At 44.1% G+C, this 13,793-nt stretch carries 12 protein-coding genes; 11 read left to right on the top strand and 1 reads right to left on the bottom strand.

Annotated elements, in window-relative coordinates; all coding sequences use genetic code 11:
• Positions 1 to 141: 141 nt before the first annotated feature.
• On the top strand, positions 142 to 324 hold the full coding sequence (locus tag DWW70_RS04805) for a hypothetical protein (RefSeq protein WP_015533298.1): 183 nt from the start codon (positions 142 to 144) through the stop codon (positions 322 to 324).
• 181 nt (positions 325 to 505) lie between these two features.
• The gene (locus tag DWW70_RS04800) at positions 506 to 2,131 is read left to right on the top strand and encodes an ABC-F family ATP-binding cassette domain-containing protein (RefSeq protein ID WP_015533297.1); all 1,626 of its coding nucleotides are present in this window, start codon (positions 506 to 508) and stop codon (positions 2,129 to 2,131) included.
• Positions 2,132 to 2,213: 82 nt separating this feature from the next.
• Here the strand turns inward: DWW70_RS04800 and DWW70_RS04795 are convergent, their stop codons facing one another.
• Complete coding sequence (locus tag DWW70_RS04795) at positions 2,214 to 3,101, bottom strand: hypothetical protein (RefSeq protein ID WP_022216609.1); 888 nt, start codon at positions 3,099 to 3,101, stop codon at positions 2,214 to 2,216.
• Between the two features lie 558 nt (positions 3,102 to 3,659).
• Between DWW70_RS04795 and DWW70_RS04790 the strand changes: the two genes are divergently transcribed.
• The 9 genes from DWW70_RS04790 to DWW70_RS04750 all read left to right on the top strand — a co-directional run bounded on the left by DWW70_RS04790 (position 3,660) and on the right by DWW70_RS04750 (position 13,745).
• Entirely contained in the window at positions 3,660 to 5,087 is a 1,428-nt protein-coding gene (locus tag DWW70_RS04790; RefSeq protein ID WP_118649318.1) for an ABC transporter substrate-binding protein, read from the top strand.
• A gap of 114 nt (positions 5,088 to 5,201) precedes the next feature.
• A complete protein-coding gene (locus DWW70_RS04785; RefSeq protein WP_015533296.1) occupies positions 5,202 to 6,143 on the top strand; it encodes a carbohydrate ABC transporter permease in 942 nt (313 codons plus the stop codon).
• A gap of 10 nt (positions 6,144 to 6,153) precedes the next feature.
• Positions 6,154 to 7,014: a carbohydrate ABC transporter permease gene (locus DWW70_RS04780; protein WP_022216607.1), complete on the top strand. Its 861-nt coding sequence runs from the start codon at positions 6,154 to 6,156 to the stop codon at positions 7,012 to 7,014.
• A gap of 112 nt (positions 7,015 to 7,126) precedes the next feature.
• Positions 7,127 to 7,945, top strand: coding sequence for a YesL family protein (locus tag DWW70_RS04775; protein ID WP_055143836.1), 819 nt, complete (start codon positions 7,127 to 7,129; stop codon positions 7,943 to 7,945).
• Positions 7,946 to 8,124: 179 nt separating this feature from the next.
• On the top strand, positions 8,125 to 8,697 hold the full coding sequence (locus tag DWW70_RS04770) for an RNA polymerase sigma factor (protein ID WP_015533294.1): 573 nt from the start codon (positions 8,125 to 8,127) through the stop codon (positions 8,695 to 8,697).
• On the top strand, positions 8,687 to 10,246 hold the full coding sequence (locus DWW70_RS04765; protein ID WP_055273654.1) for a hypothetical protein: 1,560 nt from the start codon (positions 8,687 to 8,689) through the stop codon (positions 10,244 to 10,246). The genes DWW70_RS04770 and DWW70_RS04765 overlap by 11 nt, the downstream gene beginning before the upstream one ends.
• A 2-nt stretch (positions 10,247 to 10,248) precedes the next feature.
• Positions 10,249 to 11,643: a hypothetical protein gene (locus DWW70_RS04760; RefSeq protein WP_118649316.1), complete on the top strand. Its 1,395-nt coding sequence runs from the start codon at positions 10,249 to 10,251 to the stop codon at positions 11,641 to 11,643.
• Positions 11,644 to 11,795: 152 nt separating this feature from the next.
• A complete protein-coding gene (hprK, locus tag DWW70_RS04755; protein WP_015533291.1) occupies positions 11,796 to 12,746 on the top strand; it encodes an HPr(Ser) kinase/phosphatase in 951 nt (316 codons plus the stop codon).
• Between the two features lie 57 nt (positions 12,747 to 12,803).
• Positions 12,804 to 13,745, top strand: coding sequence for an ROK family glucokinase (locus DWW70_RS04750; protein ID WP_022216604.1), 942 nt, complete (start codon positions 12,804 to 12,806; stop codon positions 13,743 to 13,745).
• Positions 13,746 to 13,793 lie beyond the last annotated feature (48 nt).

Raw genomic sequence — 13,793 nt, 5'->3', positions numbered from 1 at the left:
CTTAATATATAGCATATTGTCAAGAATCCGTACCTTGATGTGGCAAAGAATCAGCGAAGAATGAAATGTGGAATAAAAAGCAGAAAAAGACACACAATAATAAGGCAGCAGAAAAATGCATAGCAAAAAGGAGAGAACATCATGAGAAGTTCAACAGAAACCTACAAAGAAGTTGCAGAGAGATGCAGTGCGTATGAGAAGAAGTGTTCTTGTAAGGGTCTTTCAAACGATGTGACGGGTAAGAGTTGTCTTAACTGCGATCATTTTACAGACACAGAGTACTGTGAGCTTGATCTGTATGATCCTATAGTCAAGAATCTCTAGCTGGCAGCCAGTAATCTCTGGTAAATGATATCAGAATGGAAGAGTGGAGCGGGGCAGGAAAAGCACCGCTCTGTACATAAAGTAAAGTTGACACATCTGACATGTATTGATATACTTAATCACTGAAAATGGAGACGTTTGCGTGTGCAGACAGAGTAAATAGTGAAAGGTATATACGTCGATGATTAGTGCGAATAACGTAACATTGAGATTTGGTAAGAAGGCTTTATTTGAGGATGTAAATATCAAATTTACAGAGGGTAACTGTTATGGACTGATCGGTGCAAATGGTGCCGGCAAGTCAACTTTCCTGAAGATCCTGTCAGGAGAGATAGAGCCGTCAAAGGGTGATGTGACCATGAATGATGGAGAGAGACTTTCAGTTCTCCAGCAGGATCACTACAAATACGATGAGTACCAGGTGCTTGACACAGTAATCATGGGTAACAAGCGTCTGTATGAGATAATGAAGGAAAAAGATGCTATATATATGAAGGAGGACTTCTCAGACGAGGATGGAGTCAAGGCTGCAGAGCTTGAGGCTGAATTTGCTGAGATGAACGGCTGGGAGGCAGAGTCAGATGCTTCCACACTCCTGAACGGACTTGGAGTAGGCACAGAGTATCACTACAGCCTGATGAAGGATCTGGATGGTGGACTCAAGGTCAAGGTGCTTCTTGCTCAGGCCCTTTTTGGCAATCCGGATGTACTTCTTCTGGATGAGCCTACAAACCACCTTGATATGGATGCCATCGCATGGCTTGAGGAATTTCTCATCAACTTTGAGAACACGGTTATCGTTGTATCGCATGACAGATATTTCCTGAACAAGGTATGTACCCATATAGCAGATATAGATTACAGCAAAATCCAGCTTTACGCAGGTAACTATGACTTCTGGTACGAGTCAAGTCAGCTTATGATCAAGCAGATGAAGGAAGCCAACAAGAAGAAGGAAGAGAAGATCAAAGAGCTCCAGGAGTTCATTCAGAGATTCTCGGCAAATGCTTCCAAGTCCAAGCAGGCTACATCCCGTAAGCGTGCCCTTGAGAAGATCGAGCTGGATGACATCAAGCCATCAAGCAGAAAATATCCATACATTGATTTCAGACCAAAGAGAGACATCGGTAACGAGGTGCTTACCGTATCACATATCTCCAAGACGGTTGACGGAGAAAAGCTTCTGGATGATATCTCGTTCACGGTTGGTCATGACGACAAGATAGCATTTGTCGGACCGAACACCAAGTCAACCACCATGCTCTTCAAGATACTTGCAGGCGAGGAGGAACCGGACGAGGGAAGCTATAAGTGGGGAGTTACTACCTCACAGGGATATTTCCCTAAGGACAACACCAAGGAGTTCGACAACGACCTCGTGATAGTTGACTGGCTGACACAGTATTCAGACGAGAAGGATGCCACATATGTAAGAGGCTTCCTCGGAAGAATGCTCTTTGCAGGTGAGGATGGAGTTAAGAAGGTCAAGGTCCTATCTGGAGGAGAGAAGGTAAGATGTCTTCTGTCCAAGCTGATGATCATGGGTTCAAACACCCTGATTCTCGATGAGCCTACAAACCACCTCGATATGGAGTCCATCACGGCACTCAATAACGGACTTATCAAGTTCCCTGGTGTAGTACTGTTCTCCTCACAGGATCACCAGTTTGTACAGACAACTGCAAACAGAATCATAGAGATTACAAATACAGGTCTCATAGACAAGCAGACAACATACGATGAGTATCTTGCAAATGACGAGCTTGCCAGAAAGAGACAGGTCATGAACATGGATTCAGAGGACTGATATATTGATATATGATCACCTGAATACAGATCATGACAGAAAAAATGGCTGTGACACAACAATATGTCACAGCCATTTTTTCTTATTCTATACCAAGATCAAAAATGTAATTCAACAGCTTGATAATGTGGTCAACATTCTCCTCGCTGTTGCCCGGGAATGAGAGATACACATCGTTGTATCCCAGGTTCATGCGGTTGGCAAAATCCGTTCCGCTGATGTTTATTGCGTATGCGGAAGTGTGATTTGCGGAATCCTGCGCCGTTACTACACGATCCTTGAGCTCTCCCTCGAAGAGAGTTTTGAGGGTGCCATCATATGTATCAAGCGGATGTATCAGATTTATCCAACTGCAGCACTCAACTCCGGCCTTGTCGGATATCAGCACATCATATACATTGTCCTCGCACAGCAGCGGGAAGGAAGAGTATTCCGTTCCATTTGCATCGTAGTCGGCGTCAAATGTAGTCGGATCGTAATGCAGGTTCTGCATATATTTGATCTTGTCCGAGTCCTTATAATTATAGTAGCTCTTATAGTCGTCTATAACGGATGTGTCCACGCTCCATGGATCAGGACTGTTGACCACCGCATATGCAAATACCGTCGGCCGGGTATTGGAATATACCGCCAGTGAGATCCAGGCCAGTGACACTACGATCATCAGTATTCCTATGATCTTCCATTTGTTGCAGTCTATAAAATAATGAAAACGCTGTGAGCGTGTCATGTCCGCTGTCTCAGCCTTTTTTTGCGCCCGTCTGTATCTGCGGCGCTCTGATCTCGTCATGGCGTGAAGCTCAAGACTGTTTTCGGTCGCAAGGTCCGCTTTGGGCGCTGCAGATCTAGGATCTGAGAAACCGTCGGCCACCTCACGCTTGACACCCCTTGGCTGGATCAAAATGTCATCCGGGGCATCCTTCTGTGTGCTTTCCAGCACCTCTTCCTGTGTATTATCTTTTTTGCTCATTCAAAACTCCTCTGCACGAAAAGAGCCGGAGGGCGTCCGGTCTTCCGCGTCAAATATATTTAATAATAGTATACTAACATATAGAAGAGGAGAACAGAACCCCTCCAATAGTGAAAAAAGTCTAAAATTTAAAATTGCACAATAAAACAGATCGGTTTTGCATGCACTATACATAATGACTAAAAGAAAACCCTGTAAATAAGCTGTTTTCTATATATAAAGTACAGTTGCCATATTAGCCGGAAAGGCGCATGGAATGTACGAAAAATAGGCTATTTGACAAAAATGATAAAATACACGCCTTATAGATAAAGTTTAATTAGTTATTTTTTTAGCTTAAAAAAAGGCGAATGTGCAAAAAAGATAAAAAAACTCAAAAAAGGGGTTGCCAAATTAGATAATATGCCCTATAATAAGCCTATGTTGACAAGGACGTTGTCAATAAAATCACAACAGAGGTCATGAAAAAGCATGACACGGCATTCCGGATATGCTCGATAAGGTGATTTTAGAGCATAGCATTGGAATAGCACACATATTTAAAAGGAGGGTTTTTTTGTGAGAAAAATCAAAAAGGCGTTAGCACTTTCATTAGCTATGGCAATGGGATTATCACTCGTTGCATGTGGCGGAAATGATGATGCTACAACAGAGGCAACAACAGAGGCTAAGACAGAGGCAACAGAGGCAGCATCAGATGATGCTACAGAGGCAACAGAGGCAGATGCTTCAGCAACAGGAGCAATTGCAGCACCTAGCACAGATGGCTGGGATGACAGCAAGAAGATCTACGCTTACTCATGGGATGAGGATTTCTCAAAGAAGATGAACGTCGTTCTTGACAAGTTCCCAGAGTACAAGGACTATGTTGAGTTCGTAACACTTGGTGTTGGTGGAACAACAGATGAGTACAAGACAGCTATTGATACAGCTCTTACAAGTGGAGATAAGTATCCTTCACTTATCCCTGCTGATAACGATGTAGCTAAGTACTGGTCAGAGGATGACACAAAGACAGCTAACCTTACAGATCTTGGTTTCACAGATGATGTTATGGCTAACTCATATGACTTCGCTAAGCAGTATGGCACATACAACGGCGAGCTTAAGGCTGTTACATGGCAGGCTACAGCAGGTTCTATATTCTACAGAAGAGACATTGCTAAGGAAGTTCTTGGATCAGATGATCCTGAGACAGTTCAGGCAGCTCTTGCTGATTGGGACAAGTTCTTCGAGACAGCAGAAAAGTTAAAGGGTGCTGGATACAAGATCGTATCTGGTCCTTCAGATGTTAAGTACGCTATCTGGGATACTCAGTCACAGCCTTGGGTAACAGATGACGGTTCATCAGAGAAGCTTACACTTGACGGTGCAGTTACAGAGTACCTTGAGACAGGTAAGAAGATCTATGATGGTGGATATTCAAACAACACAGCCCTTTGGGATTCATCATGGGCTGCTGATATGGCAAATGATTCAAAGGTATTCTGCTACTTCGGATGTCCTTGGTTCATAGGTTCAATGCAGGGTAACGGCGCTGTAGATGGTAACTGGGGAGCTGTTACAGGCCCTACATCATACCACTGGGGCGGTACATACGTAATGGTCGGTAAGGATACACCAAACCCAGAGCTTTGTGCATTCCTTCTTTACGAGTTAACATGTGATCCAGATGTTGGTGTTGATATCACAAACAAGACAGGTGACTGTGTAAACAACAAGGCAGCTAACGAGAGACTTATCAATGGTGAGCTTTCAAGCAACAATGCAGCTCAGAAATTCCTTGGCGGACAGAACCCAATCGAGGTATGGGCAGCATCAGCAGAGGGAATCAACCTCAGCAACACAACATACCAGGATGCTTCAATCAAGGCATTCATCGATGAGGCAGCTACAGCTTACAACTCAGGTACATACACATCAGTTGATGATGCTGTTAAGTACATCGAGGACAAGTGTGCTTCAGAGCTTGGTATCTCAAAGTAATCTATCCCTAAAATAAAGGATAAAACTATAAAGTAACAAAATGCACGCATCAGTAATGAAAGTTGCTGGTGCGTGTGTACTATAGACCAATATTTTAAGGGGGCGTATCACACTATGAAAAAGAACAAGACAGTTGAATATGGCAAGTATGGTTTGATGTTCCTCATTCCGTTCTTCCTTGTTTTCCTTATCTTTCAGCTGTATCCACTTATCTATACGTTCTACAACTCATTTATCTACTCAGCTAAGAATGGTAGATATGTGACAACAAGCGTAGGACTCGGTAACTTTACCAATTATGTGTTTGCAAAGACCGGAAGTGAGTTCTGGCAGGCACTTGCTATAACAGTTGTTCTGTGGTTGGTAAACTTCGTACCTCAGATCCTTCTCGCACTTGTTCTTGCTGCCTGGTTCACAGACATCAAGGTTAAGATAAAGGGTCAGGGTGTATTCAAGGTAATCATGTACATGCCTAACATCATTACAGCAGCTACAATCGCCGTTCTCTTCTACGGTATGTTCGAGGTTCAGGGACCTATCACGAGCCTGTTCAGAAGTTGGGGATGGTGTGATGAGGGTGGTATCCTGAATCATGGCTGGGCATCACTTATAATCATTGCTTTTATCCAGTTCTGGATGTGGTATGGTAATACAATGATCGTCCTTTGTGCAGGTATTCTCGGTATCAATCCATCACTTTACGAGGCAGCCAGTGTTGATGGTGCTACATCAAAGCAGCAGTTCTTTAAGATAACACTTCCACTGCTCAAGCCGATCTTACAGTACACACTTGTAACATCAGCTATCGGTGGTCTGCAGATGTACGATATTCCACAGCTCTTCAACGAAGGTAACCCGGTTGTAAGAGTAGGTGGATCAGATGTCAATTCTACAACAACAGTAGTTATGCTTATCAAGAAGTACGTAAGTGCAGGTCCTACACAGGATTATGGTAAAGCTGCAGCTTACTCAGTAATGCTTTTCGCATTCACATTGATTATAAGCTTACTGTTCTACAAGCTGACATCAGAGAAAACAGAAAAACAAGGAAAGTAGGTGAACAAAGTTGGATCAGACAGAATCAAAAGCAACGGGAACGAGGGTTTTAAGATATGTCATCTGTATCATACTTTGTTTCCTGTCAATCATACCGTTTTATATTTTGTTAATTAACTCAACACTTAAGTCCAGTGATATTCTTACAGGAATAAAGCTTGTTCCTGGATCACAGTTCATCACTAACTTCAAGGGACTTTTAGAGGGTGGTGCGAAGACGAGTGGAGTAAACGTACTTCAGGCTATGCTCAATTCGTTAATTATCACAGTACCTGCAACAGCTCTTCAGATCTACTTCGGTTCTCTGACAGCTTACGCAGTTACAGTTTACAATTTCAAGGCAAAGAATTTTGCATGGGGCTTCATATATGCTATCATGATGATTCCTCAGCAGGTATCTATCGTAGGTTTCATCAAGATATGTAACCTCACACATATTTATGGTTCATATCTTGCAATGATCATTCCAGCAATCGCAGCACCAACAACTGTTTACTTTATGAAGCAGTACATGGAGACTGGCCTCTCAGTAGAGATCGTAGAGGCTGCCAGAATTGATGGATCAGGAGAAATTCATACGTTCAACTCGATCGTACTTCCTCTTCTGAAGCCAGCTATGGCAACTCAGGCAATCTTCGGATTCGTTGCATCATGGAATAACCTGTATACACCTTCTATCATACTTGCTACAGAGAGAAAGAAGCAGACAATGCCAATGTACGTTCAGGCGTTAAAGGCAAATGATAAGTCAAGAGATTGGGGTCAGATCTATTGTGGACTTTTCACAACTGTTATTCCAATCCTCGTAATGTACTTCTTCCTTTCTAAATATATTATTGCAGGTGTTGCACTTGGTGGTGTAAAGGAGTAATATATATTGTAATCAATTAAATATAATGTAGGTATCGATGACTCTTGGGTCGATCGATACCCGCATTATATTATTTTTTTTTACGAAACAATAAGCGAAGAGGACATTTTGAATGAGCGAGATATCAAACAACAGGGAAGAGAGCAGAGAGAATGACAGGGGAAAAGAGAAAGAACCACTTCTGAGACGGGCAATGGATGCGTTTGGAACTATATTTGCACTTAATGTGTGCTTTGTAGTTGGCTGTATACCTATATTTACAGTGGGAGCATCGCTGTCAGCTCTTTATGCTATGTGTATAAGACTGCAGGAGGATGAGGAAGAGACGGTTGTCGCCGGATTTATCCATGAGTTTAAGAGAAACTTTAAACAGTCGACCATAGCGTATTTCTTTATTCTGCTTGCGATATTTGTAATGTATTTTGAATTCCTGCTTGTCAAGAGAGTGACGGGATTCATATCTACATTCTACACAGGAATTCTTGTGACAGAACTTATATTTATGGGACTTATTGTTCCGTTTTTGTTCCCGTTGATAGCCAGATACAACAATAAGCTGGGAACCACGGTGAGAAACTCACTGGCTTTGGCTATCACATATAAGGGATCATGGTTAAAAGTATTTATCGCATGGTTTGCACCTATATTTATATGCGTGAGATACCCTATTATATTTGTGAATATATGGTACCTGTGGGTTTTATTCATATTTGGTGCGATTGCATACGGAACCAGTACGACGATGAGGAAGATATTCAGACTCAACGAGAAGAAACTGGAGGAAACCGCCCGAAAAGCCGAGGAAGAGGCGAAGAAGGCAAAGGAGGAGGCTGAAGCTGCTGCGAAACTGTTAGAAGCCGAGGCTGAAGCTGAAGAAAAGGATAAAGAGGATACAGGGAATAAAGAAGACTTGGATTCGGAACAGGCATAAAGCCTGAAGATAGTGATATTTCCCATAAAAGAGGTTAAAGAGAAATCTTTAACCTCTTTTTTTATGAAAAAGTGTCACATTTATGATAATGTAATCGTTATATATAGTGAACGTTCAAAAAAGACAGAATATCTAGGGGTGTTCATGGCGGGGAGCACATGAAAAAGGATAGGGAAATTATGCATAATGATAAGAAAGACAGCGAATTGATAGCAGAATATTATGACAAGTACGAACAGAAGTTATACAGGCTGTCGTATGCCGTATTGGGAGATATATGGCAGGCGGAGGAGGCTGTACAGGAGACATTTCTGAAAGTCATAAGATACAGGAATATGATAAAAAGGATGCCGGAGGAGAAGAGGTCGGCGTACATAACCAAGATTGCAAGAAATATCGCTGTTGATATGTACAGGAAAAATAAAAGAGATAAAGAGGCTGTGTGCAGTCTGCAGGGGGATGACGATTCCACGGAACTTGCAGACAACATCCTGTGGAGTCATGCCGATCCATCGGTGAAGAGCAATATGGCTGATGAGGTGGAGAACAGACAGTTGATAACAGGCATACTTGGAAGATTATCTGATGATGATGCCCTAGTGCTCCAGCTAAGGATAGTGCGGCAGCTCAGTGTAAGAGAGACAGCTGATCTGATGCGGCTGACAGAGGCTGCGGTCCGGAAGAAATATGAGCGGGCGGTAAAGAGAGCGCGAAAACTGCTGATGAAGGAGATGATGCTGGATGGAGAATAGGAATATGGAGAATGTTGATAACACGGACAATACGGTTAATATAGACAAGCTGTCTGAACATGAATTTTCGGCAGAATACAAAGCTAAAAAGGAAAGTCTGCTCGCCGGAATGAGAGATATGGAGGAGTCCGGCAGACCGACAGGCCTCGGGAAAAGACATGGAGGAATGGAGAGATTTATCAAGGTTGCAGCACTGCTGCTGTGTGGTGTGATCCTTATACCGGTATCGATCCATGCTGCGGTCAGCGTGTATAGATTTACGATCGAGAAGAATGGTGATTATGCAAGTGGAACGATAGAGCTCAATGACGATGGTGTTGCCACAGCTGCAGATGACACCGAGAGCACGGAGACTCTGGACGCGATGAAAAAGAGAATGGCGGAGGAGGAAGAAAATGGAACACAGAGCATAATGAAAGGAAGCGATGGTAATTCATACATGATAAATTCTGGCAAAAGATACGTGGAGATCACTCTTGATTATCTGCCGGAAGGCGTGGTTCAGGTCGAGGAATGTAAGTATGACAGCCCGGACAGGAAAGGATATATGGGAATATCCATAGCGGCAACCCAGTGGAATGGACAGTCGAATACTGTGATAAACCGAAGCATCGAGGATGCCACAGTCAGACAGGCGGGAAGTTATGAGTACCTGTTGTTTGAGAGGGGAGGAGTTGATTGGGGATTTGATAGAGTGCTGTACGTTCCGATAAAAGAAGAGTCCGTTATTCTGACTGTGTATATCGGCTGCGATATAACGGATGAGGAACTGGACAAGATCGTGACCGGAATAAATGTCAAGGATGCTGAGGGCGATGATCCATCTAACTGGGTCGGAGTTGACTCAACATTTTATGATGACAATCCGGATAATGTTGATACGATCCAGGTGGATGACAAGTACACATTTATAGGATTGGACGAGTCGTTTGTTGTGGATGGCGTAGAGATGACGGTAAACAGTGTGAACGTATACGATGACACCCGGGGAATAGATCCTGCGGATATGCTCTATGTTGTGGGAGATCTCAAGGAGAAAGGTCTGGTGGATACGGACGGAAACTTTGTGGATGTCAGATGTCGGAGGATGAACGAAGCGACAGATAACAGCTTTACAAGCTGGGGAGATTATAATAACAGCAGCTTGCGGATGGTTGCGGTGTATATCACATATAAAGCGGACTACAGAGCATATCCGTATGACGATATAGTTATAGATCTTGAGAGGGGAGAAAAACTCTCGGGGGACAAGCTGGCGCCACCGGTTGACACGAATTATTATTGCGGAGATGGTGAGCCTCGTGCGAGTTATGAAAGACGGATGACATATGGAGTACCTGCGTATGTAGTAGATGACGGCACAGAGATTACTGAAAAGAGCGTGGATGGCTACTGCTGCCTGAAGAGGGATGGCGAAGAACATTTGCTGACGGTGTATTTCCTTGTTGACGAGAGTGAGCTTGAGGATTGTTACATGCAGGTAAGTCCGAGCAGTTCAATGGCAGGTTATTATGAGTATATGACAATATATCTTGGTGAAGGAGAGTAAATATGAGGAAAAGAAGATGGATGATATGTGCAGCTTTGGTTTGCCTTGCGATGGCGTGCGGTGGCTGCGCGGATAAGAAAAAGGAAGCAAACACGGCGGTCATAGAGGGCGATGATATCAAGGAATACAGCAGCGGAACGGACACGTCCAGGGACACCGAGAAGGATGCAGATTATGATGACAGTGTGGGTGGACTTGCCAGAACACTCAGCATTCCGACCAGCGTAAGTGTTGATATACCTGTTGAAAATTGCGGAACTTTGGAGTCTGCAAGCATCAAAGCGTCGGAGATCAAGACTCCGGATGCCGATAAGATGTATACGAAGAAGTTCACCATGGGCAGCATAGGAGCTGAAGACAGGGAGACGATACTCAAAAGCATATTTGACGAGGAGGATGGAGTTTTCGAGTATCCATATGATATGAAGGACAGTGTGACACAGGAGCAGAGAGATGAACTGTTCGCTCATAGGGGTGCCGATGTGGATTACAGCAAGGATTATTTTATTGGGAAGATAGATGGAGTTGAATACATACTGTATTTTTATGATCTGTCGTGGATATCAGATGAGGGATTTTCTATCCAGCTTGCGGTGACGGACCCTGTTCCTGAAGATATGGCGGACAAGGGTGCGACATTCACGGAGTATACCTCATGGGATCCCGCGGAACTGATAACGGCAAATGAAGGGAATCCGTCGGACGTTCAGACTGATGAATCCAATATGAGTGGCATGGATGAGGATGCCGGAATGGTAAAAGCGCTGGACTACATGGACAAATGGGGCTTTAATGATGTGGTCCCTACATCACAGTCGGAGCTTTACCGCCAATATAGTGATGAGTATGGAGAGGTTGTAGGATATGAGAAGGATGGATACTCTGTGACATTTCAGGCGTCCGTGAATGGACAGCCGCTCTATCAGCCGGATGCATTTGGCATAGACACCATCTCAAACCAGAAGAATGCGGAGGACAGTGGTTCGTTTTCTGCAGAGAAATACTACTATACGGAGAAGTCCACATACAGTATCGCATTTACAGGAGAGAAACTTACGGGATTTACATGTACTTGGCCGATGAAGTCTGCGGGGGATATTCAGGATGCAGGGACACTGATCACCTGGGATTCTGCGGTGACAAGCCTCAAGGGAGTCATGGAGAGCCACTTTGCGGATTATACCGGATATAATTCAGTGGAGTTCAACGATGTGAGACTCACATATTTCAGGATAAAGACAGGGGATGGCGAGTATGAGGCTATACCTGTGTACTCATTTGCACAGTTGGATTCGGATCATTCCGACACTTACCCGATACAGCTTGTACTGATAGATGCGAGGGATGGAAGCGAGGTCAGCATGGTTCAGGATGAGGCGAGATTCCTGAATAAATAGACCACAAATGAGTTGCATATTTGGCTGTGTAATTGTGCATGTCTGCTTGACAACAGAGAGCGTACATAAGTATAATTAATTGCGATAAAATAAGTCATATTGACTATATTAGGAAAGGAAAAACATCGGTTTCGGTGTTGCAGAGGGTTTATATGGTTTACAGTGTTACGGTTACACAGCTTATAGAGAAGATGGATCTCAAGAACCATACTCCGGAGATTGATACGGATAAGATACTTATCCAGGATCCGGGTATGAACAGACCGGCAGTACAGTTTGGTGGATTCTTCGAGCACTTTGATGCAGGAAGAATACAGATTTGTGGTAATGTTGAGCATGCCTATGTGGCAGCTATGCATACTGAGGAGGAGAACAAGCGCATCATGGATGAGTTCTTCTCATACAAGCCGCCATGCCTTATATTCTGCCGAGGCCTTGAGCCATATCCATTTATCATAGAGATGGCAAAGAAGCATGGGGTTCCAGTACTCACATCCGATGCGGTCACATCTGCATTTGTACATGAGGTGGACAGATGGCTGCATGTGGAGCTGGCTCCAAGAATATCGGTGCATGCGGTTCTTGTCGATGTATACGGCGAGGGCGTACTGATAATGGGTGAGAGTGGAATCGGTAAGTCGGAGGCGGCGCTGGAGCTTCTGAAGAGAGGACACAGACTTGTTGCGGACGACGTGGTTGAGATCAAGAAGGTCAGCGATGCAACTCTTGTAGGAAGAGCTCCTGACATAACAAGGCATTTTATTGAGCTCAGAGGAATTGGAATAATAGATGTGAAATCACTGTTTGGTGTTGAGTGCGTTAAGATAGATCAGAATATCGATCTTGTCATCAACCTGGAGGAGTGGAGCAAAGATACAGAATACGACAGACTAGGACTTGAGGACAATTATATGGAGTTTCTGGGAAATAAGGTGGTAAGTCACAACATACCTATCAGACCGGGAAGAAATATCGCGATCATAGTTGAGTCGGCGGCTGTAAACCACAGACAGAAGAAGATGGGATACAATGCAGCTCAGGAGCTTTATAACAGAGTTACACAGAATATTATGAAGGGCAACGGCGGTGGTGACAAGCAGTAAATGACTGCCGGCCGTGATATTACAATAAAAAGCGGAGAATGTGGAAGGAGAAAAAACATGGCTAAGTATGTATTTGGAGTTGATGTTGGAGGAACTACAGTAAAGATGGGACTTTTTACCGTTGAGGGCGAACTGCTCGACAAGTGGGAGATCAAGACCCGCACAGAGGACGGTGGAAAGAATGTTCTTCCGGACATTGCTGATTCTATAAAGGAAGTTATTGAAAGCAAGAAGCTTGCAAAGGAAGATGTTGAGGGTGTTGGAATCGGAGTTCCGGGACCTGTCAAGGAGGATGGAACGGTTCTCAAGTGTGTAAACCTCGGATGGGGAATACTGAATGTTGAGGACGAGCTGGAGAAGCTGGTCGGATATCCTGTAAAGGCTGGAAATGACGCAAATGTCGCTGCGCTCGGAGAGATGTGGCAGGGCGGTGGCAAGGGCCACAGCAATCTGGTAATGGTAACACTTGGAACAGGTGTTGGCGGCGGAATCATACTCAACGGCAAGATGCTGTTCGGCGTGAATGGTGCCGGCGGTGAGATCGGACATATATGTGTTGACGATTCAGAGACTGAGACATGTGGATGCGGAAACAAGGGATGTCTGGAGCAGTACACATCTGCAACAGGCGTGGTAAGACTTGCGGGCAGAGCTATGGCAGCTTCAGATAAGAAGTCAACTCTCCGTGAGCTCGAGGCTGTTACTGCAAAGGATGTATTTGACGCAGCAAAGGCAGGAGACGAGCTTGCACTTGAGATAGTTGATACACAGGCACGTATCCTGGGTCGTGCGCTTGCACAGATAGCATGTGTAGTTGATCCTGAGATATTTGTAATCGGTGGAGGCGTGTCAAAGGCGGGCTCCATACTTACAGATTCAGTAAAGAAGTATTTCGAGCATTATGCATTCCATGCATGCAGACAGACAAAGTTCGCGCTTGCACAGCTTGGCAATGATGCAGGTATTTATGGAAGTGCATGCAGCATACTTGGAAGGTAATTGACCTGAATGTAATTTCGGTAAAATTTACCAGTAGAATTTGTGAAA

The organism is Coprococcus sp. AF16-5 (genome assembly GCF_003479365.1).
GTDB lineage: Bacteria > Bacillota > Clostridia > Lachnospirales > Lachnospiraceae > Coprococcus > Coprococcus aceti.
The sequence above is the reverse complement of the archived record's forward strand: the minus strand, read 5'-3'. Positions and strand labels throughout refer to the sequence as shown.